Annotated in this window: 32 protein-coding genes; 16 read left to right on the top strand and 16 right to left on the bottom strand. The window is 60.8% G+C overall.

Features of this window, described 5'->3' with window-relative positions:
* Positions 1 to 128 precede the first annotated feature (128 nt).
* Entirely contained in the window at positions 129 to 392 is a 264-nt protein-coding gene (locus tag HU759_RS17110; RefSeq protein WP_017139593.1) for a type II toxin-antitoxin system HicA family toxin, read from the top strand.
* A complete protein-coding gene (locus tag HU759_RS17115) occupies positions 377 to 742 on the top strand; it encodes a type II toxin-antitoxin system HicB family antitoxin (RefSeq protein WP_170039686.1) in 366 nt (121 codons plus the stop codon). The genes HU759_RS17110 and HU759_RS17115 overlap by 16 nt, the downstream gene beginning before the upstream one ends.
* Here HU759_RS17115 and HU759_RS17120 read toward each other — a convergent pair.
* Positions 709 to 1914, bottom strand: a complete 1206-nt coding sequence (locus HU759_RS17120) for an MFS transporter (protein WP_170039688.1) — start codon at positions 1912 to 1914, stop codon at positions 709 to 711. The two genes, HU759_RS17115 and HU759_RS17120, sit on opposite strands and share 34 nt — an antisense overlap.
* Positions 1915 to 2055: 141 nt before the next feature.
* Between HU759_RS17120 and HU759_RS17125 the strand changes: the two genes are divergently transcribed.
* Entirely contained in the window at positions 2056 to 2649 is a 594-nt protein-coding gene (locus HU759_RS17125) for a TetR/AcrR family transcriptional regulator (protein WP_138451557.1), read from the top strand.
* Here HU759_RS17125 and HU759_RS17130 read toward each other — a convergent pair.
* The 3 genes from HU759_RS17130 to HU759_RS17140 all read right to left on the bottom strand — a co-directional run bounded on the left by HU759_RS17130 (position 2633) and on the right by HU759_RS17140 (position 5665).
* Entirely contained in the window at positions 2633 to 3988 is a 1356-nt protein-coding gene (locus tag HU759_RS17130; RefSeq protein ID WP_186617727.1) for an MATE family efflux transporter, read from the bottom strand. The two genes, HU759_RS17125 and HU759_RS17130, sit on opposite strands and share 17 nt — an antisense overlap.
* A gap of 25 nt (positions 3989 to 4013) precedes the next feature.
* Positions 4014 to 4586, bottom strand: a complete 573-nt coding sequence (locus tag HU759_RS17135) for a DUF2239 family protein (protein WP_169986371.1) — start codon at positions 4584 to 4586, stop codon at positions 4014 to 4016.
* A 248-nt stretch (positions 4587 to 4834) separates the two neighbouring features.
* A complete protein-coding gene (locus HU759_RS17140; protein WP_186617725.1) occupies positions 4835 to 5665 on the bottom strand; it encodes an IclR family transcriptional regulator in 831 nt (276 codons plus the stop codon).
* A 242-nt stretch (positions 5666 to 5907) separates the two neighbouring features.
* Here HU759_RS17140 and HU759_RS17145 point away from each other — a divergent pair, with 242 nt between their 5' ends.
* From HU759_RS17145 to HU759_RS17175, 7 genes are read left to right on the top strand one after another with little or no spacing between them, the layout of a single operon-like run.
* On the top strand, positions 5908 to 6936 hold the full coding sequence (locus tag HU759_RS17145) for an ABC transporter ATP-binding protein (protein WP_017139600.1): 1029 nt from the start codon (positions 5908 to 5910) through the stop codon (positions 6934 to 6936).
* The gene (locus tag HU759_RS17150; RefSeq protein ID WP_099549279.1) at positions 6933 to 7778 is read left to right on the top strand and encodes an ABC transporter permease; all 846 of its coding nucleotides are present in this window, start codon (positions 6933 to 6935) and stop codon (positions 7776 to 7778) included. The genes HU759_RS17145 and HU759_RS17150 overlap by 4 nt, the downstream gene beginning before the upstream one ends.
* A 4-nt stretch (positions 7779 to 7782) precedes the next feature.
* On the top strand, positions 7783 to 8577 hold the full coding sequence (locus HU759_RS17155) for an ABC transporter permease (protein ID WP_017139602.1): 795 nt from the start codon (positions 7783 to 7785) through the stop codon (positions 8575 to 8577).
* Entirely contained in the window at positions 8577 to 8867 is a 291-nt protein-coding gene (locus HU759_RS17160; RefSeq protein WP_017139603.1) for a (2Fe-2S)-binding protein, read from the top strand. Before HU759_RS17155 ends, HU759_RS17160 begins: the two co-directional genes overlap by 1 nt.
* On the top strand, positions 8864 to 10207 hold the full coding sequence (locus HU759_RS17165; RefSeq protein WP_186617723.1) for an FAD/NAD(P)-binding oxidoreductase: 1344 nt from the start codon (positions 8864 to 8866) through the stop codon (positions 10205 to 10207). Before HU759_RS17160 ends, HU759_RS17165 begins: the two co-directional genes overlap by 4 nt.
* Entirely contained in the window at positions 10204 to 11301 is a 1098-nt protein-coding gene (locus tag HU759_RS17170) for an FAD-dependent oxidoreductase (RefSeq protein ID WP_186617721.1), read from the top strand. Before HU759_RS17165 ends, HU759_RS17170 begins: the two co-directional genes overlap by 4 nt.
* A gap of 13 nt (positions 11302 to 11314) precedes the next feature.
* Complete coding sequence (locus HU759_RS17175) at positions 11315 to 12346, top strand: ABC transporter substrate-binding protein (RefSeq protein WP_186617719.1); 1032 nt, start codon at positions 11315 to 11317, stop codon at positions 12344 to 12346.
* Positions 12347 to 12385: 39 nt separating this feature from the next.
* Here the strand turns inward: HU759_RS17175 and HU759_RS17180 are convergent, their stop codons facing one another.
* The 4 genes from HU759_RS17180 to HU759_RS17195 form a co-directional block, all read right to left on the bottom strand.
* Positions 12386 to 12742, bottom strand: coding sequence for a hypothetical protein (locus HU759_RS17180; protein WP_169986377.1), 357 nt, complete (start codon positions 12740 to 12742; stop codon positions 12386 to 12388).
* 212 nt (positions 12743 to 12954) lie between these two features.
* The gene (locus HU759_RS17185; RefSeq protein WP_017139608.1) at positions 12955 to 13602 is read right to left on the bottom strand and encodes a nicotinamidase; all 648 of its coding nucleotides are present in this window, start codon (positions 13600 to 13602) and stop codon (positions 12955 to 12957) included.
* Between the two features lie 209 nt (positions 13603 to 13811).
* Positions 13812 to 14585 (bottom strand): L-iditol 2-dehydrogenase, encoded by a 774-nt coding sequence (locus HU759_RS17190; RefSeq protein ID WP_017139609.1) that lies wholly within the window; start codon positions 14583 to 14585, stop codon positions 13812 to 13814.
* Between the two features lie 13 nt (positions 14586 to 14598).
* Positions 14599 to 15909 (bottom strand): sugar ABC transporter substrate-binding protein, encoded by a 1311-nt coding sequence (locus tag HU759_RS17195; protein ID WP_017139610.1) that lies wholly within the window; start codon positions 15907 to 15909, stop codon positions 14599 to 14601.
* A gap of 208 nt (positions 15910 to 16117) precedes the next feature.
* On the opposite strand from HU759_RS17195, the gene HU759_RS17200 reads away from it, so the two are divergent.
* From HU759_RS17200 to HU759_RS17210, 3 genes are all read left to right on the top strand, one after another.
* Positions 16118 to 17056 carry an AraC family transcriptional regulator gene (locus HU759_RS17200; RefSeq protein ID WP_186617717.1) on the top strand — a complete coding sequence of 313 codons (939 nt, stop codon included), beginning with the start codon at positions 16118 to 16120 and terminating at the stop codon, positions 17054 to 17056.
* A 155-nt stretch (positions 17057 to 17211) separates the two neighbouring features.
* Positions 17212 to 18174, top strand: a complete 963-nt coding sequence (locus HU759_RS17205) for a nucleoside-specific channel-forming protein Tsx (RefSeq protein ID WP_017139612.1) — start codon at positions 17212 to 17214, stop codon at positions 18172 to 18174.
* A 14-nt stretch (positions 18175 to 18188) separates the two neighbouring features.
* Positions 18189 to 19217: a purine nucleoside permease gene (locus tag HU759_RS17210; protein WP_017139613.1), complete on the top strand. Its 1029-nt coding sequence runs from the start codon at positions 18189 to 18191 to the stop codon at positions 19215 to 19217.
* 329 nt (positions 19218 to 19546) lie between these two features.
* Here the strand turns inward: HU759_RS17210 and HU759_RS17215 are convergent, their stop codons facing one another.
* From HU759_RS17215 to HU759_RS17245, 7 genes are all read right to left on the bottom strand, one after another.
* A complete protein-coding gene (locus HU759_RS17215; RefSeq protein ID WP_017139614.1) occupies positions 19547 to 19882 on the bottom strand; it encodes a DUF6124 family protein in 336 nt (111 codons plus the stop codon).
* A gap of 439 nt (positions 19883 to 20321) precedes the next feature.
* Positions 20322 to 21281, bottom strand: coding sequence for a zinc-binding alcohol dehydrogenase family protein (locus HU759_RS17220; protein ID WP_186617715.1), 960 nt, complete (start codon positions 21279 to 21281; stop codon positions 20322 to 20324).
* 30 nt (positions 21282 to 21311) lie between these two features.
* Positions 21312 to 21485, bottom strand: a complete 174-nt coding sequence (locus HU759_RS17225; protein ID WP_017139616.1) for a DUF1427 family protein — start codon at positions 21483 to 21485, stop codon at positions 21312 to 21314.
* A 103-nt stretch (positions 21486 to 21588) separates the two neighbouring features.
* Entirely contained in the window at positions 21589 to 22353 is a 765-nt protein-coding gene (locus HU759_RS17230; protein WP_170039749.1) for a helix-turn-helix transcriptional regulator, read from the bottom strand.
* Between the two features lie 67 nt (positions 22354 to 22420).
* Entirely contained in the window at positions 22421 to 22591 is a 171-nt protein-coding gene (locus HU759_RS17235) for a metallothionein (protein ID WP_017139618.1), read from the bottom strand.
* 89 nt (positions 22592 to 22680) lie between these two features.
* A complete protein-coding gene (locus tag HU759_RS17240) occupies positions 22681 to 23136 on the bottom strand; it encodes a DMT family transporter (RefSeq protein WP_017139619.1) in 456 nt (151 codons plus the stop codon).
* 4 nt (positions 23137 to 23140) lie between these two features.
* Positions 23141 to 23629 carry a DMT family transporter gene (locus HU759_RS17245; RefSeq protein WP_099549268.1) on the bottom strand — a complete coding sequence of 163 codons (489 nt, stop codon included), beginning with the start codon at positions 23627 to 23629 and terminating at the stop codon, positions 23141 to 23143.
* 117 nt (positions 23630 to 23746) lie between these two features.
* Here HU759_RS17245 and HU759_RS17250 point away from each other — a divergent pair, with 117 nt between their 5' ends.
* From HU759_RS17250 to HU759_RS17260, 3 genes are all read left to right on the top strand, one after another.
* Positions 23747 to 24679 carry a LysR family transcriptional regulator gene (locus HU759_RS17250; RefSeq protein WP_017139621.1) on the top strand — a complete coding sequence of 311 codons (933 nt, stop codon included), beginning with the start codon at positions 23747 to 23749 and terminating at the stop codon, positions 24677 to 24679.
* A 143-nt stretch (positions 24680 to 24822) separates the two neighbouring features.
* Complete coding sequence (locus HU759_RS17255) at positions 24823 to 25182, top strand: type II toxin-antitoxin system Phd/YefM family antitoxin (protein WP_099549267.1); 360 nt, start codon at positions 24823 to 24825, stop codon at positions 25180 to 25182.
* A complete protein-coding gene (locus tag HU759_RS17260; RefSeq protein ID WP_026013886.1) occupies positions 25179 to 25556 on the top strand; it encodes a type II toxin-antitoxin system VapC family toxin in 378 nt (125 codons plus the stop codon). Before HU759_RS17255 ends, HU759_RS17260 begins: the two co-directional genes overlap by 4 nt.
* Before the next feature lie 28 nt (positions 25557 to 25584).
* Here the strand turns inward: HU759_RS17260 and HU759_RS17265 are convergent, their stop codons facing one another.
* On the bottom strand, positions 25585 to 26904 hold the full coding sequence (locus tag HU759_RS17265; RefSeq protein WP_017139624.1) for an Nramp family divalent metal transporter: 1320 nt from the start codon (positions 26902 to 26904) through the stop codon (positions 25585 to 25587).
* Positions 26905 to 26912 lie beyond the last annotated feature (8 nt).

Raw genomic sequence — 26912 nt, forward strand, 5'->3', positions numbered from 1 at the left:
GGGCGTAAGCGGCGTGAAGCGCGGTGTCATCAAGGGTTACATCAATCTCAGCCAAGGCTCGCAAACTCAGGCTAGCATTGACGAACACCACTTTTTGCAACTACATTTAGTTACACGCAGGGAACGCCGTGTCCAAAAATGAAAAGCTGCTCGCCAAACTGCTCAATGAGCACATGGCTTTTACCTGGCCTGAGCTGGTAACGCTGCTGCACCAGCTCGGCTACAGACAGATTGAAGGGGCTGGAAGCCGCGTAAAATTCGATATCGGCAACCCCAGTGCAATGATCACCTTGCACAGGCCCCATCCCGGCAACGAACTGAAACACTACATTCGGCGCCAGATCATCGAACAATTGAAATCAGGAGAACTGATTCAGTGGACAACCAACTGAAACACCAAGGCTACATCGGCTCTATCGAAGCCAGCCTCGAAGACAACTGCCTGTTCGGCAAGGTGCTGTTCATCAAGGCACTGGTGAGCTACGAAGGCAAAACCGTCGCCGAGCTGGACGCGGCGTTCCGTGAGGCCGTGGATGACTACCTCGTAACCTGCCAGGCGCTGGGGCAAACCCCGGAGAAACCTTGCAAGGGTTCATTCAACGTACGCGTCGGCCACGACCTGCATTTGGCGGCGGCCCTGGCGGCGACCCGCAAGAAAGTAACGCTCAATGACCTGACGCGGCAGGCGCTGAATGAGTTTCTGCAACATCACTGCGTAGAACCACTCCCGGCGGTAGGCTGACGCCCCAACCGCCGATACCCAAACGCGGCTGAACCCAACACCACCGCCCCGGCCGCCAATGCCACCCAGAACCCGCTGGCAGCGCCAAAGTGGTCGATCATCCAACCGGAGCTGGCGGCACCAATGGCCACGCCGATGCTCAGGCCGGTGATCAGCCAGGTCATGCCTTCAGTCAGGCGGCTGGGCGGCACCACCTGCTCCACCAGGGCCATGGAGACGATCAACGTTGGGGCAAAGAACAGCCCGGAGATAAAAATCGCCGCCGCCAGACCGGGGATATTGGTCACCAGCAGTAGCGGTAATGTGGTCAACGCAGTGGCTACGCCGCAAAACAGAAACTGCCGAGGCAACGGCGCCTTGAGCTTGAGCATGCCAAAGGCCAAGCCCGCCAGGCACGAGCCGATGGCATACACCGACAGCACGATACTGGCCGCCGCCGGTTGGCCCTGGTGTTGGGCAAAGGCTACGCTGACCACGTCCACCACACCCACGATCACGCCCATGGCGAGCAGCAGGATCATCAGGATCAGTACCGACGGTGAAGCGATCAACCAGCGCCCGTGGTGGTCTTGCGGCGCATGCACCGGCGGTTCTGTCGCGCGCTGCAGCACAAACGTGGTGACGCCAACCGCCAACAGCACCGCTGCCACCAATGGACCCGCTTCTGGGAACAGCACCACGCACAGCCCCACCGAAATCGGCGGGCCAATAATAAAACACACCTCATCAAGCACCGACTCCAGAGCAAACGCGGTTTGCAGCCTGGGCTGGCCGCGGTACAGCTCGGTCCAGCGCGCCCGTACCATGGCCGACATGTTCGGCATGCAACCAGCCAGTGCGGCGAACACAAACAGCGTCCAGGCTGGCGCCTGCAAGCGTGTGCACAGCAACAGCAGCAACAACGCTCCGCCGCCGATCAGCGCCGCAACCGGCAGCACCCGACCCTGGCCATAGCGGTCCACCAGGCGGGACACCTGCGGCGCGCAGAATGCCGTCGCCAGGGCAAACACTGCCGCCACCGAGCCTGCCAGGCCATAGCCGCCATGCACTTGCGAGAGCATGGTGATCAGGCCGATGCCGGTCATCGAAATCGGCATGCGCGCAAGCATGCCCGCCAGTACAAACGCCCGGCTGCCTGGGGCCTGGAATAACTCGGCGTAGGGATTTGCCATCCTGCTTAACCTCTTCCTCAACTCTTGAAACTTGCGATTTGCAGGTATCAAGGCAAAATACATACGGTGCGTATGTGACAAATCATGCGTAACATACGCAGCGTATGTCAATCACTCACTGAGATAACGCGAGCCTTACCCATGAGCCGAGTCCGTACCGAAATGATCGACGCCACCCGTGCCCGGCTGATCGCCAGCGCTCGCCAAGCCTTCGCTACCCAAGGCTACGCCAACACTTCGATGGATGATTTTACCGCGCGCGCCGGCCTCACCCGCGGTGCGTTGTACCATCACTTCGGCGACAAGAAAGGTTTATTGGCGGCGGTGGTCGCCGAGATCGACGCGGAGATGGACGCGCGCCTGCAAGGCATCAGCGACCAGGCGCAGGAGCCCTGGAGCGGCTTTTGTGAGCGCTGCCGCGCCTATTTGCGCATGGCCCAGGATGGCGAGATCCAACGCATCGTATTGCAGGATGCGCCTGCCGTACTCGGTGATACCGGCTCCCAGCAACAATGCGTGGAATCCCTGCGCCAGTTGCTGGAGGCGATGATGCAGGCCGGTGTCATCCAGCAAGCCCCCAGCGTCGCGCTGGCCCAGTTGATCAATGGCAGCCTGGTCAACACGGCCCTGTGGATCGCCCGTGACGAACACCCACACGTGCGTCTGCAAGAAGGTTTGCAGGGCCTGGAGCTGTTACTGCAAGGCCTGAAGCAACCTGTCACACCAGCCGTTTGATCTGCTTGTGGCGCCACACCAAGCGGTAATAGGCGGTCTGCAACACCAGCATCGCCAGGTAGGTCACCGGAAACGCCATCCACACGCCTTCCAGGCCGAAGTGCGCGTTGAACAGATACGCCATTGGCAACTCGACACACAGCACACAGAAGATCGAAATCGCCACCGGCATCAACACCACGCCGCTGGCGCGCATGATCCCGCCGATCACCGCCTGGAACCCGAATACCAGGATGCTCCACAGCATGATATGCAGCAGGTGCTCGGCATTGAGCCGCGCCGCGTCGTCCGTGATGAACAAACCCAGCAACCAGTGGGACAACAAGTAACCCAACAGGATCAAGCCACCGGTGAGACACAGATTGATCACAAGCCCGGTGCGCAGGATCGGCCCGATACGCTCCAGGCGCCCGGCACCAATCGCCTGGGCACCGAGGATCGAGGCCGTGATCGCAATCGACAGCGCCGGGAACTGCACATAGTTGACGATCTGCGTCACCGCGCCATAGGCCGCCGTAGCTTGTGAGCCGTGACCGTTGACCAGCGCCAGAATCACCAGCTCCGACAGCGACAACACCACCATCTGCAAGCCGGTTGGCAAGCCGATGCGCAGGACCTTGCCGAGGATGGCCCGGTCCAGGCGCAAGGCCGCGAGCAGTTCACGGTCCGGCGCCATCACATGGCTTTTATGACGCAGGCGCAAAATCAGAAACAGCATGGCCGCCGCGTTGCCCACCAAGCCTGCATACACCGCACTCTGAATCCCCATGGGTGGCAAGCCGATCCAGCCACGGATCAGCGCCGGGGTCAGCAGCAGGCCGACCAGGGTCGAGACCATCAACGCCAGCAACGGCGAAACCGTATCGCTCACACCCCGTAACAGCTGGGTGTAGAGGATAAACACCAGCAGCAGCGGCATGATCAACATCATCATCTGGGCATAACCCACTGCGTCGTCGAGCACATCGATTGGCGTACCCAACGCCTGCAACGCCGGGCGCGCGAACAGGCTGCCCAGCACTGCCGCGATCAAGCCCACCAGCGCGCCAAGTGTCAGGGTGGCGCCGGTAATCACCTTGACCATCGCAGTTTCCTGGGCGCCCCAGGCTTGCCCTATCAACACTGAAGCGCCCGCCCCCAGGCCGATCACCAACGCAATAAAGAAAAATACGATGGGGAACATCCCCGACACCGCCGCCAGCGCCTGGGTGCCGAGCATCTGCCCGACATAGATGCCGTTGAGGGTGCCGGAAAAGCTTTGCAGGAAGTTGGACAGCACCATGGGTGCCAAAAACATCAGGTAGATCTGCCACAACGGCCGCTTTGGGGTGACGTCCATGCTGGTTTGAATCCTTGAATTATTGTTATGCGGTAAAGGCATTGCGTGATAGCCAGGCCAGGTACGTCTGCACGTCTACCGGCCAATGCGCGATCTTATGGGAAAAGTCAGCACCATCATGGGCAAACAGCGCCCGTGACGCGTCTTCAAACCCTGGCAGGTCACCGCCGAGGGCGCTCATGAAACGATAGCTGGCTTCTTTAGCCTGGCGCATTTGATCATGGGCTGCGTGAACATTGCGCGCTTCATCCACCAACCGGCGTAACGCTGCCGACGCGCCGCCACGTTGTTGGCCCAGCCATTCCCAGTGGCGCGGCAGCAGAGTGACTTCCCGCGCAACCACGCCCAGCTTGGGACGCCCGACCGAAGGCGTCGCGGGAGGGGCTTCATCGACTTGGGCCGGTGCCGCTTGGACAGGCGCATAATCCGCAGGCCACGGATAATCGACCTGGGTGCCGGTGGCATCGTCGAAGACCAGGAAACTGCCGGTGGGCAGGTCAAGGCCCGCCAGCGCTTCGGCCACCTGGGAATAGGCGCCGGCTGCCACGCGTTGGTGACGGACAAAGGCAGTGCAGACTGCTGTATTTTGAATAGGCATTGATTATTACCCGGGCGATATTTATTTTACCCGGATTATATTAACTGTATTTCAATAATCCGCAAACCGATGCGGTAAAAACCGTCGGCGCGGCCACACACTTGTCGCGTTAGCTGCAACCTGAACCTGTGGGAGCTGGCTTGCCTGCGATTGCGATTTGGCAGCTTGCATCTTCGGCGACTGGTTTACCGCCATCGCAGGCAAGCCAGCTCCCACACAAAAGCGGATCTTCATTGCGTTGAGATGAGCTAGCCACCAAAGGTCTGCGACGGCCGACGCAACGTCGGATCAAACGGGTTGATCCGTGGCCCGATCGCCGCCGCTTCGCGCTTGAGCAACTCCACCACCATCGGCAACCGGCTCGGCCCCAAGCGGTCACTGATGGTCGCCACACTCAGCGCCGCCACCGCGTGCCCGTCGCGATTCAGAATCGGCACCGCCAACCCGGCCATGCCTTCGAGCACGCCGGTGTTACGCGCCGCATAACCCAGACGCCGCACATTCTCGACCTCGGAGCGCAACAACACCTCGTCATACAGGTGAAAATCCTTGAGGCGTGGCAGGTTGTAGCGAATCACCGTCTCACGCTCCTCCTCCGGCAAGAACGCCAGAATCGCCAGGCTGCCCTGCCCCACGCCGAGCGCCACGCGCCCGCCGATATCGCCAGTGAAGGTGCGAATCGGATACGGCCCTTCGCTGCGGTCCAGGCAGATCGCATCAAAGCCGCTGCGCGCCAGCAAAAACAGCGAATCGCCCAATGAAGCACTCAGGCGCAACATGCTCGGGCGCACCAGATCGCGCAAATTACCAGTCTTACCCGCGTTGGCCGCCAGGGCGAAGAACTCCAGGCTCAGGCGATAGCGCTTACTGCGCGCATCCTGCTCAACCATGCCCTCCTCCATCAGGCTGCGTAGCAGCCGGTGCGTGGTGGGTTGCGACAGCCCGACTTGCTGCGCGAGCTGAGTCACGCGCTCACCGCCTTCGGGCACTTCGCCCAACGTGCGCAATAACGCAAACAGCCGAGAGACGCTCCCCGCGCCGACTTCCTTACCGTTTTCATTCCGCTCAGTGGAATCCATAACACTTAATCTCGGTATACATTCTGTTGAATGAATAAAATTGAAAATAATAGTCCGTTCAGTGAAATTCCATCTTCCGCCCATCCTAGTCTTCGTCCTAATCTGCGTCCACAGGGGCGAAATGAACAACAACGAGCAGCCGACGTGAGATCGAGCGCCAACGCACCCGCAACACTCTTTTCGCATCTGCCCAAAACAAAAAAGCGCGTTTCGACGCGTCTCAAAAAAGGTGGAACGCAGACATGGCTTTTCTCCAACTCAACGCCTTGAGCAAACGCTACGGCGCCGTCGACGCTGTGGTCGCCACCGACCTTGCGGTGGAAAAAGGCGAGTTCGTTTCCCTGCTCGGCCCTTCGGGCTGCGGCAAAACCACCACGCTGCAAATGATCGCCGGTTTTGTGGACGTGAGCGGCGGGCAGATCCTGCTCGACGGCCGCGACATCACCCACGCCAAACCCGCCAGCCGTGGCTTGGGCGTGGTATTCCAGAGCTATGCGTTGTTCCCGCACATGAGCGTGCGTGACAACGTGGCCTTCGGCCTGAAGATGCGCAAAGTGCCGGCCGCCGAAATCGCCAGCAAAGTCAAAACCGTGTTGGAACTGGTGCGCCTGGCCCCGCACGCCGAGCGCTACCCGCGTGAATTGTCCGGCGGCCAGCGCCAACGTGTGGCCCTGGCGCGTGCGCTGGTGATCGAGCCGCCCGTGCTGCTGCTCGATGAGCCACTGTCCAACCTCGATGCCAACCTGCGCGAAGAAATGCAGTTTGAAATCCGCCGCATCCAGTGCGCCGTGGGCATCACCACCTTGATGGTCACCCACGATCAGGCCGAAGCGCTGTCGATCAGCGACCGCGTGGTGGTGATGCAGGCCGGGCGCGTGACCCAGATCGACGCGCCCTACAAGCTCTACGAACACCCACGTACGCGGTTTATCTCGGACTTTGTCGGCAAGGCCAACCTGCTGGCCGGTGACTATGACGAATTCGGCACTGCGCAAGTGCGTCTTGTCGGCGGCAAAGGCGAACTGGTCCTGAGCCTGCGCCCGGAAAAAATCCAGCTGGTGGATGCCGGCGCAGGCCGCCTGCAGGGCAAGGTACTCGACAGTTATTTCTTCGGCAGCCAATGGCTCTACCGCATCCAAACGTCTCTGGGCGAAATTACCGTGGTACGCAGCAATGACGGCAGCGCGCCGCTCGGCTGCGGCGCGCCGGTGGGCCTGGACTGGCACGCCGAATTGCTGCGTGTGCTGGCGGCCGATGAGGTGCGCGCATGAGCCGCGGTTATCTGTTATCGCTGCCGGCGCTGCTGCTGTTCAGCGGCCTGCTGATCCTGCCGCTGCTCATGACCCTGGTGCTGTCGTTCAACGTGTTCGACTACCAGGTGGGCGTGAAGGCTGGTGAGTGGACCTTTGCCCACTACCTGTCGCTGTTCAGCGATGCGTACTTCTACGAGATCTTCTGGCGCACCTTCTGGATCAGCGCCCTGGTGACCCTGCTGTGCGTGGTGATCGGCGTACCCGAAGCCTACATCCTCAGCCGTATGGGCACGCCGTGGCGCTCAATCTTTTTGATTTTGATCCTCACGCCGCTGCTGATTTCGGTGGTGGTGCGCGCCTTCGGCTGGAGCTTGTTGCTCGGCGCCGATGGGCTGGTCAACCAAGTCATCCAATTCCTCGGCGGGCGCCCGGTGAAGCTGCTGTACACGCCGTTCGCCGTGGTGATCGCCTTGGTGCACGTGATGCTGCCGTTCATGATCATCCCGGTATGGACCTCGCTGCAAAAGCTCGACCCGTCGGCGGAACAGGCGGCGTTGTCGCTGGGCGCAAGCCAGGCCACGGTGATGCGCAAGATCGTATTGCCGCAAGTGATGCCGGGCGTGCTGTCCGGCACCTTGATCGTGTTCGGCTTGGCCGCCAGTTCGTTTGCGATCCCCGGCCTGCTCGGCGGACGCCGCCTGAAAATGGTCGCCACCGTGGTGTACGACCAGTACCTCTCGGAACTCAACTGGCCCATGGGCGCGACCATTGCGGTGGTGCTGCTGTTGGTCAATTTGCTGATCATGCTGAGCTGGAACCGCATGGTCGAAGGCCGCTACAAAAAGTCCCTGGGGGTTTAAGCGCATGTCCAGAAACGGTCCTTTGGCCCTCGGTTTTCATGGTGTGGTGGTGCTGTTCATGATGGCGCCGCTGGTGGTGGTGTGCCTGGTGGCCTTCACCCCGGAAAACACCTTGAGCCTGCCCACCTCGGGCTTTTCGCTGCGCTGGTTTCGCGCGGTGTTCGAGCGTGCCGACTTTATCCAGGCGTTCTACAACAGCCTGATCCTGGCGTTTACCGCCGCCACCTTGGCCACGTTGATTGCAGTGCCCGCCGCCTTGGCGATCAGCCGCTATCAGTTCCCGGGGCGCAACTTTTTCAGTGCGTTGTTCCTCTCGCCTATCATCATTCCGCACCTGGTGCTGGGCGTGGCGATGCTGCGCCTGTTTGCGCTGATGGGCGTCAATGGCAGCTTCACCTGGCTGATGCTGGCGCACGTGGTGATCATCACGCCGTATGTGCTGCGCCTGGTGCTGGCGGCGGCCATCGGGATTGATCGCAGTGCCGAGCAAGCCGCCGAATCGCTGGGTGCCGGGCGCTTCACGCTGTTCCGTCAAATCACCTTACCGATGATTCTGCCGGGCGTGGCCGGCGGCTGGTTGCTGGCGTTCATCAACAGTTTCGATGAAGTGACGCTGTCTATTTTTGTCAGCTCGCCAGCCACGCAAACCCTGCCGGTGCGCATGTACGTGTACGCCACCGAGTCCATCGACCCGATGATGGCGGCGGTCTCGGCGCTGGTCATTGCACTCACCGCAGCCACCATGATCCTGCTCGACCGGGTGTATGGCCTGGACCGCGTACTGGTGGGGAAACATTGATGGCCTTGTTCAAACGCTTGGCCGAAACCCGGCGCCCTGCCCTGGCCTTCACCCTCGACGGGCAACCGGCCACCGGTTTGCTGGGCGACACGTTGCTCACCGCCATATTGACCTGCGCCGAGCACCTGCGCGGCAGCGATTTCAGCGCCGAACGCCGCGCCGGTTTCTGCCTGATGGGCGCGTGCCAGGACTGCTGGGTGCGGCTGGAGGATGGGCGCCGTGTGCGGGCTTGCTCGACGCTGCTGCAAGAGGGCCAGGCGATCAGCCGCGATCCGGGGCGTCAGGCATGAAACCGATCGTGATTGTGGGCGCAGGCCCGGCGGGCATCAGCGCGGCGCGCACCTTACTCGACCATGGCGTCAAGCCTTGCCTGGTGGATGAAAGCCTGCGCGGCGGCGGGCAGATTTACCGGCGCCAACCGGCTAATTTTCAGCGCTCGGCCAAGCAGCTGTATGGCTTTGAGGCGGGCAAGGCTACGGCCGTACACCGCACACTGGATGAGTTGGCGCCGCTGATCGACTACCGGCCCGAAACCCTGGTGTGGAATGCCGAGGACGGTCGCCTGGATATGCTGACTAACGGCTACGCCGAAAGCGTGGAGTACGCGCAGATTATCGTCGCCACCGGCGCCACCGACCGCATTCTGCCGGTGCCCGGCTGGACCTTGCCTGGTGTCTACAGCCTTGGCGCTGCGCAAATCGCGTTGAAATATCAGGGCTGCGCCATCGGAGAGCGCGTGGCGTTGTGTGGCAGCGGGCCGTTGCTGTATCTGGTCGCGTACCAATACGCCAAGGCCGGGGCCAAGGTGGTGGCGGTGCTCGACAGCGCGCCGTTCAGTGCCCAGTGCCGTGCTTTGCCGGCGCTGCTGGGGCAACCGGCGACCCTGGCCAAAGGCATTTATTACCGTGCCTGGCTCACTGCCCATGGGGTTCCCGTGTATCAGGGCGCGACGCTCCAGCAAATCGACGGCGAGCAACGGGTGCGTGGCATCCGCTGGGATAAGCACGTAGTGGAATGCGATGCCGTGGCGTTCGCCCATGCGCTGCGCAGCGAGACGCAACTGGCGGATTTGCTCGGCTGTGAATTTGCCTGGAACAGCTTGAATCGCGCCTGGCTGCCACAGCGCGACAGTGCCGGGCGCAGCAGCGTCAGCAGCGTGTACCTGGCCGGTGACGGGGCCGGGATCATGGGCGCCGATGCCGCGCAGATGGCCGGTGAACGTGCGGCGTTGGCGGTCCTGGAAGATTCAGGCATTGCCATCGATCCGCTTCGCCCAACGCTGCTTGAGCAGCAACTGGCGGGTATCCAGCGCTTTCGCCATGGGCTGGAAACTGCGTTCCCTTTCCCCGAGCAATGGGCTGCACAGGCGCCGGATGAGTTAATCCTGTGCCGCTGCGAAGAAGTCAGCGTCGGCGACGTACGCGCCGTCGTCGATGAAGGCCACTGGGAAATCAACCGGGTCAAAGCCCATTGCCGGGTCGGCATGGGCCGCTGCCAGGGCCGCATGTGTGGGCTGGCGGCAGCAGAGGTTGTGGCCGAACGCAGCGGTCGCGCCATACAAGACGTTGGCCGCCTGCGCGGTCAGGCGCCGATCAAGCCGCTGCCGTTTGGTGTGCAGGTGCAGCCATGATCGACGTGATCGTGTTGGGTGGCGGCATCGTCGGCGCCTCGGCGGCGTTGATGCTCGCGCAAAAAGGCCAGCGTGTGGCCTTGGTGGAGCGAGACTTTTGTGGCTCGCACTCCAGCGGCGTGAATTACGGCGGTGTGCGCCGCCAGGGCCGCCCCTTGCATCAACTGCCACTGTCACAACGCGCCCATGAACTGTGGGCCGACCTGCCGGGGTTGATCGGCATCGACGGCGAGTATGTGCGGTCCGGGCATTTGAAACTGGCGCGCAGCCATGGGGATTTCGCCGCGCTGCAAGCCTATGCCGAACAGACCCGTGGCTTTGGCCTGGGCTTGCAGTTGTTGGATTACACCGAACTGCGCGCTCGCTTCCCTTGGGTCGGGGATATCGCGGTGGGCGCCTCGCTGTGCCCTGAAGACGGGCATGCCAACCCGCGCCTGGTGTCGCCCGCTTTCGCCCGTGCGGCGCAGCGCCTTGGCGCGGCGGTGCACGAGCAGGCCGAAGTGACTCAGATCGAACATGACGGCCAGTGCTTTGAGGTGCGCTGCGCCAATGGCCTGCACCTGCACGCGCCGTGGTTGCTGAACTGCGCGGGCGCTTGGGCCGGCACGCTCGCCGCGCAATTTGGCGAGCCGGTGCCGATCACCTCGGCACACCCGGCGATGCTGGTGACCGAGCCGCTGCCGGTGGTGATGAACGTGAGCACCGGCGTTGAAGGCGGCGGGATTTATGCGCGCCAAGTCGCCCGTGGCAATTGCATCCTCGGCGGCGGCCGTGGTTTTGCCCTTGGCCCGCTGACGGCGCGCCCTGGGCAAGCGGCAGTTTTGGAGATTCTGCGCAATGCCGGCGAACTGTACCCGTTTCTCAAGGGTGCCCAGGCGATTCGTACCTGGAGCGGCACCGAAGGTTACTTGCCCGATCATGAACCGGTGATCGGTCCCAGCAGCACCCAACCTGGCCTGCTCCACGGCTTCGGCTTTGCCGGCGCCGGGTTCCAGCTCGGCCCCGCCGTCGGTGAAGCCCTGGCAGAGATCGTCTGCACAGGCGCCAGCCGCCAACCCATCGAAGCGTTTTCCATTCGTCGTTTCCAAGCCTGAGAGGAAAAACCCCATGAACCCACGTATCGCGCTGTCCTGCTTGCCCCTCGCCTTGCTCACCGCCACCGCCCATGCCGCGCCGACGCTGTACCTGGGCATGAACGGCGGCACCATGGAACGGGTGTACGCCGACAAGGTGCTGCCCGCGTTCGAGAAGGCCAATAACGTCAAGGTGGTGATTGTGCCCGGCACCTCGTCGGACATCCTCGCCAAGGTCCAGGCCAACAAAGACAACCCGCAGATGCACGTGATGTTCCTCGACGACGGCATCATGTACCGCGCCATTTCCATGGGCCTGTGCGGAAAACTCACACCCAACCCGACCCTGGACCAGATCCCGGCCAAGGCCAAAATCAAGGATGAAGCGGTCGCCGTGACCCTGGGCGTCACGGGCCTGGGCTACAACGCCAAGATGTTCAAGGAAAAAGGCTGGGCCGCGCCCACCTCATGGATGGACCTGGCCGATCCGCGATTCAAGGACAAGGTGGTGTTCCAGTCCCTGGCCTCCTCCACCTTCGGCCTGCACGGCTTCTTGATGTTCAACCGCATCCAGGGCGGCTCCGAGACCAACGTGGAGCCGGGCTTCAAGGCCTGGCCAAAAACCATCGGCCCCAACGTGCTGGAGTACATCGCCAGTTCCGCGAAGATTTCCGAGATGGTACAGACCGACGAAGCGGCGATCTTCCCGCTCACCCCGACTCAAGTGACCACGCAGCAATTGCTCGGCATCCCGATGGAATACGCCCAGCCCAAGGAAGGCGCAGTGGTGCTCAACGTGGCCGAGTGTGTCATTGCGCGTAATGACCAGCCGGAACTGGCACAGAAACTTGCGGCCTTCTTGCTGACCGCCCAAGCCCAGGCGCCGGCGCTGGAAGAAGGTGACCAGATCCCGTCGAATCCGACTACGCCGACCACCGACAAAACCCGCGCGCGGGTGGAGGCCATGCAAGGTTACTTGCAGACAGCGATTTCGATTGATTGGGACCAGGTGAACCAGGCGCGGCCGGAGTGGAATGCGCGGTGGAGCCGCTCGATCGAGCGGTAGCGGGCAGGCCTGGTGTGCTCCCGCGTGACTGCGCGGGAGCTACGGGCAGCGAATGTTTGCCAGTTTCAGTCGCATGTCGTGATAGCGGTAAGTGTTTAGCAGAAGTATTCCCAGCAGTGGAAACACAACCCCCAACAGATAAGCCAGCGCGTGGGGCCGGTATTGAATGGTCGGTGTCACCACTATCAAGCAGAGGACAAAATAGCCCGTCTGCCATCCAGAGGACGCAACGCGCCCGCGTGCCAGCATCCAATGGCCAAGGCCAGATAAAATCATCAAGCCCAGCAACAGCGCAACGGTACATCCGGTTTGCATCGCCGGGCCAAGGCGGCGCAAATAGGTGGTGCTCGCCAGAAAGGTAGCGGCCCCGCCTGAAAGCAGGCTTACAACGACCATAAGCATAAATTCCGGCAGGAACCGGGCAACACGGTTTGCAGTTGACTCCCTCACGCGATAGCGCCCCCCGGCCAGACAAGGCCGCTTGTGCAAAAGCGTAGAGGGTAATCAGTAACTCCCAGCGAGTGATGTAGGACGCGTCTCATTTTTTAACGCGCAGAACTACCGCTCTAGCCGCGAAACACCGGCACAGCACGTTACCGGGCCTGCAGTTAGCGCGTGGCCATCGCGCTCAGCTCTTCGCGACTACGGCTGATGACTGCACCGGCATTGAGCAACTCCTCTACCGCCGCCGCACCACCCGCCTCGCTGATGCCTCGGCACGCCGGCAGGTGCAGAACCACTTCCAAGCCAGCCTTGAGCAGTTGCAAGGCGGTGGTCTTGACGCAGAAGTCCAGGGCCAGGCCACCCACGATCACGCGACGCACGCCCTGGGCCTTGAGGTACTCGATAACCCCCGTGGACAGCTTGTCGTGCAGGTCGTGGTAACAGGCGCCATAGGGATGCAGGTCGGGTTCAACGCCCTTCCAGATGAAGTAGTCGTAGTCATACGGGGTGGGTAATTCGTCGAGCAAGGTGAAGCCTTCAGTGCCCGGCACACAATGACTGAGCCAGGTAAGGTCGGCATGCTCAAGGCCGGTGGGTTTGAGCATGTCGCCAGGTTGCGTGACCACCCACGGTGCTTGCGGGGTATGTGCGTCTTTGCTGCCGACACGGTAACCGGCAAGACTGGCCATGTAGTTGAGTTCGGCACCGATCTGGTCGCCACCGGCCACCGGCAGTTCATTGGGGCACAGCGGCGTGAAACTCTTTTGAGGGTCGACGTCGAATGAGGCAATGGCAGTTTTCGCAAGGGGCATGGCGGCACTCCTGTGAGGTGCAGGTAAAAGTAGACATGAGGGACGGCTGCCTCCACAAACACTTTGTTTACTTTTTTGAGCACAGTGTTGCCGTCCAAGAAGCTCAAAGATCAAAGGTGGGAGCTGGCTTGCCTGCGAAAGCGGTGGGTCAGGCAGCAAGACTGCAACTGATAGACCGCCATCGCAGGCAAGCCAGGCCCACACTTGACCTAGTTCATCCAGTTACCGCCGTCGACGTTGTAGGTCTGGGCCACGATGTAATCGGCATCTTTGGAGGCCAGGAAGATCGCCATGCCGGTCAAATCCTCAGCCGTGCCCATGCGCCCGAACGGCACTTCGGCCCCAACCCTTTGTTTCTTCTCGCCAGGCGCCAGCCCTTCATGCCTGGCAAACAGCGCATCCACGCCATCCCAGTGCTCGCCATCCACCACGCCCGGCGCGATGGCATTGACGTTGATACCCTGCTTGATCAGGTTCAAACCCGCCGACTGCGTGAGGCTGATCACCGCCGCCTTGGTCGCACAATACACCGCCACCAATGCCTCGCCGCGCCGCCCCGCCTGGCTGGCCATGTTGATGATCTTGCCGCCGTGGCCCTGGCGGATCATCTGGCGGGCCGCGGCCTGCAAGGTGAACAACGTGCCGCCGACGTTGATCGAAAACAGCCGGTCAAAGCTGTCGCGAGTGATATCGACGATGGGCGCCAAGTCGAACAGTGCGGCGTTGTTGATCAGGATATCGAGTTTGCCGGCATGGGCCACCACGGTGGCAATCGCGCCGTCGATGGAGGCTTGATCCGTGACGTCCATCGCGACCGCGTAAGCCAGTGGCCCCAGTTCGGCGGCTGTGGCCTGCGCGCGTTGCAGGTTGATATCGGCAATGGCAACCGTTGCGCCTTCAGCGATATAAGCCTGGGCAAAGACGCGGCCAATACCGCGCGCCGATCCGGTGATCAGCGCGCTTTTACCTTCGAGTCGTTTCATAAGGAAGTCCTGTTTACTTAGGGTAACCGGCGCGTTTCATTTCGCGTTCGGTGGTGGACTGAGCCTCAAGCAGCGCCTGGTCAACCGTCATGCCGCCGGTAAGCGCCGCCGAGAACAGCTTGCCCACCGAGGTGCCGATGGCCTGGAACTCCGGGATGGTCACGTACTGAATGCCCACATACGGCACCGGCTGGGCCGACGGGTGCGCAGGGTCGGCGTGTTTCATCATTTCCAGCGTCACCTGGGCAAACGGCGCGGCCTTCAGGTAAGCCTCGCTGTAGGTGGACTGGCGAGTGCCCGGTGGTACGTTGGTGATGCCTTCTTTGTCGGCGACCAGTTGGATGTAGTCCTTGGAGGTGGCCCAGGCAATAAAGGCCTTGGCGGCGTCCTTGTGTTTGGACGTGGCCGGGATGGCCAGGGACCAGGCATAGAGCCAGGAGGAGCCTTTGTCGGTGACTTCGGTCGGCGCGGCGGCAAACCCTACACTGTCGGCCACTTTGCTCTGGGTTTTGTCGGTGGTGAACGAGCCGGCGACGCTGGCATCCACCCAGATCGCGCACTTGCCGCTGTTGAACAGCGCCAGGGTTTCGTTGAAGCCGTTGCTGGAGACGCCTGGCGGGCCGTAGTTTTTCAGGGTGTTGACGTAATAGTTGGCGGCGGCCGTCCATTCAGGGCTGGTCAGCTGCGGCTTCCACTGTTCGTCGAACCAGCGTGCGCCAAAAGCGTTGGCCATGGTGCTCAACAAGGCGATGTTCTCGCCCCAACCCGCTTTGCCACGCAGGCACATGCCGTATTGGTCTTTATCTTTTACCGTGAGTTTGGCGGCAAACTCACCGAGCTGAGTCCAGGTCGGGTGCGCAGGCATGCTCAGCCCCGCTTGCTTGAACAAGTCGGTGCGGTAGTAGGTGACCGTGCTTTCACCATAAAACGGCAACGCGTACAGGGTGTTGTTGACCGACAAGCCTTGGCGCACCGAAGGGAAAATATCCTCGGCGTCATAGTTGGCAGGCAGTTCGGTCAGCGGTTCCAGCCAGTGTTTGGCGCCCCACAATGGCGTCTCGTAGGTGCCGATGGTCAGCACATCGAATTGCCCGCCCTGGGTGGCGATATCGGTGGTGAGGCGTTGGCGCAGCACGTTTTCTTCGAGCACCACCCAATTGAGCTTGATGTCCGGGTGCTGCTGCTCGAACACCTTGGACAGGCGCTGCATGCGGATCATGTCACTGTTGTTGACTGTGGCGATGGTCACGGTGTCGGCGGCGTAGCTGGGCATGGCCAGCGCCAGGCCAGTCAGCAGGAACAGCGCGTGTGGGAGCTTGAGCATGGCGGTATCCACCTGTTGTTTTTGTTGTTGAGTTGCGATTACAGCAGCTTGGTCAAGGCCTCACAAACGAATGGCGAATGCGCTGCTGATACTTTTTTAACCCGCACTTGAAAGTCAAAAAAGTATCAGTGCCGGGCAAAACCTGGGGTAGCGCACTGATTGCCGGTACGCGTATTTTGGCGTTATCCAATGTATAAGAGGCATTACCGTGCCCGTCAGCCGCGACAAACTATTCGAACATCGCCCCGCCGAACTCGAAGTGATCCTGCCCGAGCCGGACCACTGTTTTCGCTGGTTCGAACATGACTACCCGTATGACCTGGCGCGCTGGAACCACCACCCCGAGTTTGAGATCCACCTGATCCGCCAAGGCAGTGGCAAGTTGGTAGCGGGCGACTATATCGGTGCGTTCAGCGCCGGGCATGTGGCGCTGATCGGCCCCGACCTGCCCCACGACTGGATCGGCGACCTGGCCCCTGGCGAATACCTGACTGGCCGCGACGTGGTGCTGCAATTCGACGGCGCCGCCCTGCTCGCGCTGCGCAAAACCCTGCCGGAACTCGGCGACTTGCAACCGCTGTTCGAACAGGCCCGGCGCGGCCTTGAATTTACTGGCCAGACCGCTGTACAGGCAGCCGGGTTGATGGAAGCCATCGGCAACGCCCAAGGCCTGCAACGGTTGATCCTGTTCCTGCAACTGCTCGACACGCTAAAAAATGCACCCCAGCCGCAGGTAAAGGCGCTGGCCAGCCCCTGCTACGCGCCAACCCTGGATGCGCGCAGCGCCGAACGCATTAACAAAGCCTTCGATTACCTGATGCGCGAGCTGACCGGCGACTTGCGCCTCTCGGTCATCGCCCAGCAACTGCAGATGAGCGAACCCGGCTTCTCACGCTTCTTCAAACGCAACACCGGTCACGGGTTTATAGACCTGATGCGCAAGTTCCGCGTGCAACGCGCCTGCCGCCTGTTGCTGCAAAGCGACATGTCAGTGGCGGACATCTGCTTTGAAGTGGGCTACGCCAACCTGTCCAACTTCAACCGGCACTTTCGCATCGAGATGCACCAGACGCCGAGCGAGTATCGACGCGAAACCGCGATGCATTTATTCAACCGAATCGAGAAATTGACACCCAGCCAATTTTGACCAAAAGGTCGACTAATCCCTGTTTTTTCCATACTGCTCAACCCTTTGAGCAAAGTTGGTACGCCACGTGCAAACGTTTGCGGAACGAACTTGGCCGCCAAGTTCACCACTACCCGCAGAAACGGGTTCCAACCGCGTAAGAATAGGGATTTTCAATGCACCTCACCTCAAGGCGTCCCGCTTGTTTTGGTGTTTCCTTGCTACTGGCCGCCGTTACGGGAGTACTCAGCGCACCCATTTTGGCGCAGCAAAAACCCACCGATGACTCAGCACAGGGCGAAACCCTCAGCCCTGAAACCAAAAGCCCGGAAGCCAGCCCGGTAAAAAAAGGCGTGTACATGTCGGACTGGTTCAACCAGGACCTGACCCTGATCGGCAGCAAAGACATCAGCTTCGGCCCCAAGCCGCAGGATGATGTGTACCTGGAATACGAGTATTTCGGCCGCAAAGGCCCGTTCGAGCTGTATGGCTATATCGACGTGCCGAAAATCCTCGGCATCGGTAACAGTAATGACAAAGGCGCGTGGGACCATGGTTCGCCGGTATTTATGGAGCATGAGCCGCGTATCTCCATCGACTACCTGGCCGGCCGCAGTTTGGCCATCGGTCCGTTCAAGGAATGGTATGTAGCCTTTGACTGGATCTACGACCACGGCAGTAACAAGTCCAACCGCGCCAACACCTTGTACAGCGGCCTGGGCACCGACATCGACACTCATTCGCGGGTCAACCTGTCGGCCAACTTCTATGGGCGTTACCAATGGGAAAACTACGGCGCGAGCAACGAATACTCGTGGGACGGCTATCGTGCGCAAATGAAATACATCGTGCCCATCAGCAGCTTCGATAACGGTGCCTCGCTGACCTACATCGGCTTTACCAACTACGATTTCGGCTCGGACTTGCACAAGGACAACCCGGCGCGCACCGCCAATTCATTGGTGGCCACCAACGTGCTGTTGTATTCGTTCACCCACCTGCGCTTCACCCTGGTCGGTCGTTACTTCCACAACGGCGGCAACTGGGAGGATGGCAGCGAGCTGAATTTTGGCGAAGGCAACTTCCGCGCCCGCTCGGATGGCTGGGGCTACTACGCCGGTGTCGGTTACCAATTCTGATCAAGGAGCTATAGATGAACATGCTTACCCGTCTCTCGATGGCCATCGGCCTGGCCTTTTTGCCCCACGTGGTGCTGGCCGATGCTGCGGCGCCGATCAAACCCAAAGTGATGCTGATCACCATGTTCGCCCCCGAGGCGCAAACCTGGATCGACCGCCTGGAACTCAAGCAGGAAGTCCGTGTGCCAGGCCTGTCGGCCGAATACCCGGTGATCCGCTGCAACACCCAGGACGTGTGCCTGCTGGTGACCGGCATGGGCCAGACCAACGCCGCCGCGTCCACACTGGCCCTGGCGTTGTCGCCCAAGTTCGACCTGCGCCAGAGCTACTTCCTGATTGCCGGGATCGCCGGCATCAGCCCTAAACACGGAACCATCGGCACCGCCGCCTGGGCGCATTACCTGGTGGAGTTCGGCACCCAATGGGAGCTGGATTCGCGCGATGCGCCTAAAGACTGGCCAACCGGTTACATCGGCATCAACACCAAAGGCCCCAACGAAAAACCACCGTTGGACTACAAGACCGAAGTATTCGAGCTGAACCCGAAGTTGCAGGCCAAGGCGTTTGCCCTGTCGCAAAAGGTAGAGCTGAGCGAAAGCAAGGAATCCAGCGCCTGGCGTAAACACTACCCGGCCGCGCCGGCCAACCAGCCGCCGCAAGTCACACGCTGCGACACTTTGGCGGGCAACACCTGGTTCTCCGGCACACGCCTGAGCGAACGCGCCGAGGTCTGGACCAAGTTGCTCACCGACAATAAAGGCGAATACTGCACCACCCAGCAGGAAGACAACTCCACCTATGAAGCCTTGCTGCGCGCCAGCCGTGAAGGGTTGGTGGATATTCAGCGCTTGGCCGTGGTACGCGCCGGTTCCGATTTCGACCGGCCGTATCCGGGCTACAGCGAGGTGGACAACTTGCTGAAGTATGCGGACCAGGGTGGGTTTGTACCGGCGTTGGAGAACCTGTACCGCACGGGCAATCCGCTGGTACAGGCGATCCTGAAGAACTGGTCGGCCTGGGAAAAAGGCGTCCCTGAAGCCTAGTAAAAATCAAAATGTGGGAGCTGGCTTGCCTGCGATAGCGATGGGTCAGTCAATAACTCTCTGACTGACAGACCGCCATCGCAGGCAAGCCAGCTCCCACACTTTTAAGTCACGGGGTGGGCTACATTCAGCGCCTTGTCGACCAGCAGTTGCAAACCTTCCAGCATCCGACAGATACCCAGCGCGACCTTATGTTGAGATCGTTCCCACGCTCCGCGTGGGAATGCCGCCCCGGACGCTCCGCGTCCCGCCATAGAGGATGCAAGGTGACGCGGAGCGTCACTGGATGCATTCCCACGCAGAGCGTGGGAACGATCTTAGCCCCCCATTCAAGCTACGGGGTGGGCTACATTCAGCGCCTTGTCGACTAGCAGTTGCACACCTTCCAGCATTCGGCAGATACCCAGCGCGACATTGCGTTGCGAACCCTCGATTTCAAACGCGAGGTGGTTGGCGATATCACTGATGGAAGCCAGATCCTGGGAAGCATTGACCAGCAAGGTTTCCGTACCCAAGTCTGCGCGCACGGTGAAGATGCCTTCGCTGGGTTCAGGAATGGGTTTGCCGGGGTTGAGATAGTGGTTGATCGCGCGGTAGGCGACTTCGTGCAGGGTGCTGGTGTCGTAGTCTTGATGGACTGGGGGGTTGGGGCTGTCTTTGATCATGGTGGAACTCCGTCGACAAGTGAAGCTGCCAACGCTCGCGGTCAAGCAAGGATAAGGTGGCAGCTGTACGCGGGTTGACCGACCGGTTGTCAACGAACCCGGCATACCCAAAGGTATCCCGCGCACAACTGCCGCGACACAATACCTCAGGCATAAAAAAAACGCCTGAGGTTGGTACAGGGCGTAGCGATTCGTTAACAAGTCGGACGGTCAAATCCGGCCGCTGAATTGGCAGCGACGGCAGTGAGGTTAGTCAGCCCGCTTCCGAGCGACAACCTGAAACCTTTGTGGGAAACGTCCGATCAAAAACAGTCCTCAAACCCAGTGAAGATCAAAATGTGGGAGCTGGCTTGCCTGCGATAGCGGTGGATCAGTCGATAGTTCTCTGACTGACAGACCGCCATCGCAGGCAAGCCAGCTCCCACACTTTTTAACCGCATTAAGGCAGGAAGATGACCTTGTCCGCGCTGCCTTTGTTGACTTCCTCGTAGCACTGCACCCCATCTGCCAACGCCACCTCACGCAACCCTGTCGGCAACGGTAGCGAACCCTCATCAAAAAACCGCCCAAACTGCTCCAGCATCACCGCACATTGCTCGCAGTTGTAGAGCAATGAATTGATGCCCACCACCGAGCCGCCCTTGCGGTACAACGCCAGCGCCGGCAGCTGCACATGCCCATCAACCGGCGCCGCGATAATCGCGATGCGGCCGAACGGGGCCAAACCGGCGACAGCCGCCGGCAGCCAGAAACCGGTGGTGTCGAAGATCACATCGGCGCCGCCCTTGAACACCGCATTCACCTGCCCGCCCAATGCGTCCGGTTGGCCCAGGGCAATCGCGTCGAAGCCCTGCGCCTGCAACGCCTCGACCTGATCCGCTTTGCGCACCGCCGCCAGCACCTGCGCACCGCGAATTTTCGCCAGCGCCAACGCCGCGCTGCCTACAGCACCATTGGCGCCAATCACCAGCAGCCGCGTGCCTTTGCCGACACCGCTGCGCTCCAGCGCATCCCAGGCGGTGGTGTACGGCACACCGAGGCTGGCAGCCTGGGCAAAGCTTAGATGCGTCGGTTTATGCGCCACGCCTTTCGCCGACACCGTGAGGTACTGCGCGTGGGAGCCATCGGCAAAAAAGCCGAGGTCACGGCCGGTGCCCCACACTGCCTGGCCAATCAGTTGCTGCGGGCCTTCCACCACCACACCGGCAAAGTCCCGGCCGGGAATACGCGGCAACGTCGTGTAGGGAAACCGGCCAAGTACGTTTTTAACGTCGCTGGGGTTCAAACCCGCCGCTTTAACCTGGACCAACACTTCACCGGCAGCCGGCAGCGGCTTGTCGACTTCAACGAAACTGAGGGCGGCGAGGTCGCCGGTGGCGGAAAATTGCAGTGCTTTCATGGCCAATATCCATCGAAGTGAAAAAAGAAATCAGGACAACCAACCGCTGACCAGCTCACGGCCCATGGGCCAGAGCTTCTCGCCGATCAACATCCCCATCAGCCCCACCAGGGCAATGGCAGGCGGCGCGGGTGAGCGAAAGTCCAGAGCACCATAGATCACGCCGACAAACAGGCCGATGGCGAGGGAAATGAGATAGTTCATAGGGGATAGTTCATAGGGTTTACGCCGGGTGGGTTGATGCGCTCAGTGTAGTGAGCACACCCCCGAAGCATCGGCCAAGTGCTTCAGGATTTCGGCCAAAGCCTCAACCGACGTATTGCGACGGTGCCACACCCAGTTCACGGCGGAACATGTCGCTGAAGCTGCTCGGCGAATATCCCAAAGAGCGGGCAATGCCGCTCACCGACTGGCCCTGGATCAGTTCCGCCACCGCCGTGGCTAGCTGCACCTGACGGCGCCATTCGGCAAAGCCCATACCGAGGTTGTTCTGGAACAACCGCGCCAGGGTGCGCACGCTGGCACCCGCCGCTTCGGCATGTTGCTCAAAGGGGATTTCCAGCGAGGGCGCCGCCATCACTGCCTGGCAGGCATTGATCAACCGGCGGTCCGCCCCCAGTGGCATGGCAATGCGGATCTGCGAGCGCCGCGCGCGTTGCAACTCCAACAGCGCCAGACCGACTACGGCGTCGTAATAGGCGGTATCACCGTTATCGCCTTGATCAACCAGCGTGACGATCAGCTCACGCAGCAGCCCGCCGACTTCAATCACCTGCACCTGGCTGTCCAGCGTCGCCGCCAAGGCTGGGCGCAGGTAGATATTGCGCATCTGCAAGTCCGAGACCACGCGAATCCCGTGCTCCACACCCGGTGGCAACCACACGGCGCGCTGCGGCGGTACTACCAGGGCTTCGCGCGGTGTTTCAACCCACATCACCCCGCTCATGGCGTAGAGCAACTGGCCCCAGTCGTGGCTGTGTGGCTCCACATACAACCCACGGGGGTAGGTGCGCGCCAGTGGTTGCACGGGGACGGCATGATCAGTGAGGTCGGGAGGCGCGGCCAGGGCCATGAAGCACACATCAATCAAGGGTGAGCGGCCATGGTAATGACCGCCACCCGATAAGCCGAGCGGATTTTTAGCCGTGGGCAGACTTGGCGCACTCGCAACCGGTCGACGAGGCACACGGTTCGCCATGCGCATGGTGCTCGGCGCAGCCTTGGCAGCAGTAGCCCTTGCCGTCTTTCATCACCGCGTTGGTGCCCAGTACGCATTTGCAGTGTGGGCAGGCACAGGTTTTATCAGCCATGTTCAGACTCCTTTTGCATGGTCGTCCAGGTGCAACGGGCGCTGCACCTTAAGCAGTGACTACCGGCAAGGTTTCAAGGTTCACCGCCGTTAATCGGCCAGTCGGCTGTTGCTGCGGTACATGAACACCAGCGCCACTGCCAACAGCAGCATTGCCACGATACGGCTGCCCGACAGTTCGATGGCCGGGTTGCCCAGCCAGCCGAAGTTATCGATCAGCATGCCCATGCCCAACTGCCCGACGATCACCGCCACCGTGGCCACTGCCGTCCCCACCACGGGCACTGCGCCGACCATGACCATCATGTACACCACGCCAAACAACGCGCCGGTCAACTGCCATTTGGGCACGTCCAGCAAGCTCACGGCCTGTGCGGGTTCGAAGAAGAAAATCAACAACGCCGTGCTGATTGCGCCCACCGCAAAGGTCAATAAACTGCTGCGCAACACGCCGACCGTCTGGCCCAGCCGGCCGTTGATCGCGGCTTGCACACTCAGCACCGCACCGGCGGCAATCACCAGTACCAACAACAGAATCAGATTCATCGCTTTAACCCCGTGCAATCAGAACAAGTGCCGCCACAATCAACGCCAGGGCAATCCAGCGTTCGCCATTGACCCGTTTACGCGCGGTGCCGAACCAACCGAAATGGTCGATCAGCACGCTCTTGCCGACCTGGCCCGAGAGGATCGCGACCATGGTCATGGCGATGCCGATATGCGGCGTAGCCAAAGTCAGCACCACCACGTACATCGGTCCCAAAAAGCCGCCGATCAACTGCCAGCGCGGCAGGTCGGTGAGTGCCGGGCCTTTTTGCGGGCCGCTGAACAGCAGCAGCAAAAACAGAATCGCCGTACCGACGCCAAAGATGCTCAACGTTGCCCACAAATGCCCGACCTGTACACCCAATGGCCCGAGCAAGCCGGCCTCAACCGACAGGCCCATGCCCGCCAGAATCACCAGCGGCAACAGCAGCAATCGCAAAAGGTTTTTTTTCGGCCTGGCCTGCGCCACGCCTTCGATGGAACTTGCCTGCATACATCACCTGCGCGTCAAGAAACGAAACATGGCGCGCATTATCCGGTGGCCGTCTTGTGCGATAAATGGGAGCATGCAAACAACACCTTTGCGCATTACGCACAGCACGGAGCCACGATGCAGGGTTTGAATGAACTGAGTTTCAAGGCATTGCGCCTGTTTGTAGCCGTGCTGGATCACGGCAGCTTTTCCGAAGTGGCACGTCGCGAAGGGCTGGCGCCCTCCTCCATCTCACGGCAAATCCAATTGATGGAACAGGCGCTCGGCCAGCAATTGCTCTACCGCCATACGCGTGCGGTCAGCCCCACCGAAGCCGGGCGGCTACTGGGGCGTCATGCGCGCCTGATGCTGGAACAGTTGGAGGCCGCCGGCCAGGCCCTGCAAGAGCAGGAAAGCGAACCCAGCGGGCTGGTGCGCATCAACGCGCCGATGGTATTCGGCCAACGCCACCTGTCACCGTGGCTGGGCGAGTTGTGCCGTCGCTACCCCAAGCTACAGTTGGATATCCAGCAAACCGACACCTACGTCGACCCGCTGCAAGACGGCACCGACCTGCTGTTTCGCATCGGCGTGCTGAACGACTCCAGCATGCAGGCGCGCATCTTCGCGCCCCAGCGTTTTCGCCTCGCCGCCAGCCCCGCCTACCTGGCCCGGCATGGCACTCCGCGCCACCCCGAAGAACTGGCCAACCATCAATGCCTGGCCTACAAAGGCATCACCGGCCAGCAGCGCTGGTTCTTCCGCCGCGGCCAGGGCGACTGGACGCCTTACAGCGTCAAAGGCCCGATCACCGGCAACCACGCCGACACCCTCACCCACGCGGCGGAACAAGGCCTTGGGCTGGTGGTGTTTCCGTCCTGGCTGATCGGCGAAGGCTTGCGCGCCGGCACCTTGCAGGCGGTACTCACGGAGTACGACGTGGCCACCACCCTTGAACCGCAACAGATTGCCGCGCTGTGGCCAGGCAGCCGGCGGCTGTCGCTGAAGGTGCGCACGGTGATTGATTATTTTGTGGAGTGTTTTGGAGCGGTGCCGTATTGGGATCGGTGAGGCTCCTCCCTCTCACTGGAAAAGCATTGGAAGGTAAAAATTCCTCGTGGGAAAAGTAGGCCCGTTCTGATTTTTCGGGCCACTATTTCAGACACGGCATATGGCAGGCAGACTTTGGCTCAATCTTTTTTTGGAGAGGTGCCATGGGTTTCGTTTATCAAAAACAATCGCGCTCTGAACGCGCGGCTAAAGCCGGTCGTCATGCCGTCTTTGATAGCTCAGCTGATTTTGGCTATATTTGGCCAAAATATGGAGATCGCCACATGATTACCGTACCGCTGGGTGAAGCAAAAAATAATCTGTCAAAGCTGGTCGATGAGGCTGCTGCTGGCAAAGTGATCACCATCGCCAAGCATGGGCGTGCGATGGCACAGCTCGTCCCCGTAGGAAAGGCCAAAGGCCGCCGGATTGGCGCAATGAAAGGCAAGCTCATTATCCCCGAAGACTTTGATGCGCCTTTACCCGATGACCTGCTGGATGCGTTTGAGGTCAACCCTTTATGAGGGTGCTATTGGATACCCATATTCTGCTGTGGACACTGAGTGATGACCCCAGGCTATCCAATAAAGCCAAAAAATTGATTGAAGACGCTGCTGAGATTTACGTCAGCGCTGCAACCTTCTGGGAAATGGCGATCAAGGTAGGCTTGGGAAAGCTCGAGGTGCAGCTGGATGAAATTCGTGAATACTGCCTGGAGAGCGGTTTCACCGAATTGCCGATCACCCCAGAACACGCGATTGCAGTGAAGGATCTTGAGCACCACCATAAAGACCCGTTCGACCGGCTTATCGTTGCGGCAGCCATGAGCGAGCCGATGAAACTGCTGACGGCCGATCCGCAGGTTGCCCAGTACACATCCTTGGCAATTCTGGTGTAGACCGCGTTGGAGCGATCACACGTTTAAGTCAAAACAACCACTGCCCAATCAACCACGCATTCGCCCCACTGATCAGCGCAAACAGAAACCACGCCAGTAACCGCGTGGGCAAGCGGTTAACGAAGGGCCCCATCAGTTGCTTGTCGTCAGTCATGCGGATCAGCGGGTACAACGCGAAAGGCAGCTGCAGGCTGAGCACCACCTGGCTCAGAATCAGCAGTTTGCCGATGGCATCGTCGCCCATCAGCCACACCCCCAGGAACGCTGGGATCAGCGCCAGCCCGCGCGTGATCAGGCGCCGCTGCCAGCACGGGATGCGCAGGTTGAGGTAACCCTCCATGATCACTTGCCCGGCGATGGTGCCGGTAAAGGTCGAACTCTGCCCCGAAGCCAACAAGGCGATGCCGAACAGGATGCTGGCGAAGGCGCCTCCCACCAATGGGTCAAGCAGGTGATAGGCGTCCTGGATCTCGACCACTTCGGTGTGGCCGGTCTTGTAAAACGCGGCGGCGGCCAACACCAGGATCGCGGCGTTGACCAGCAACGCCAGGGCCAGGGAGCCGATGGTGTCGATACGCGCCAGCTTGACCGCGTCCTGTTTGCTGGCGAGGTCTTTGCCAATCAGGCGGGTCTGCACAATCGAGGTGTGCAAATAGAGGTTATGCGGCATCACCGTGGCGCCAAGGATACCGATAGCCAAATACAACGGCGCTGCATCGCTGATGGCCGCCAGTGACGGGGTAAAGCCACTGAGTACGTCCGGCCAGTAAGGTTTGATCAGCACCAGTTCGATAAAGAAACACACGCCAATGGTTGCAACCAGCGCCAGCATGATCGCTTCCAGGCGGCGGAAACCGCGATTTTGCAGGGCCAGGATCAATAGTGTGTCGAACGCGGTGATCACGATACCGGTCGTCAGCGATACGCCGAGCAACAAGTGAAACGCCAAGGCGCAACCGAGGACTTCAGCCAGGTCGGTAGCGATAATGGAGATTTCCGCCAACACCCATTGCGTGCGCGCGGAGCGTTTGCTGTAGCGCTCACGGCACAGTTGCGCGAGGTCTTTGCCGGTGGCGATGCCCAGGCGCGAACACAGGCACTGCACCGCCATCCCGGCCAGGCTGGCCAGCAGCACCACGAATAGCAGGCTGTAGCCGTAACGAGAACCGGCTTCGATGGCGGTAGCCCAATTGCCGGGGTCCATGTAGCCGATGGAGATCAGCAGGCCGGGGCCGGCAAACATCAGCGCCCGTTTGAAAAACGAGGCCTTGGGGTCGACGATAACGGAGCCGGCCACTTCCGGCGGGCAGAACGGGGCAGTGGCGATTTTCGGCAGGCTGAATTTCACGCGGTATC

The sequence above is a fragment of the Pseudomonas sp. OE 28.3 genome, assembly GCF_014268205.2.
Taxonomy (GTDB): Bacteria; Pseudomonadota; Gammaproteobacteria; order Pseudomonadales; family Pseudomonadaceae; genus Aquipseudomonas; species Aquipseudomonas edaphica.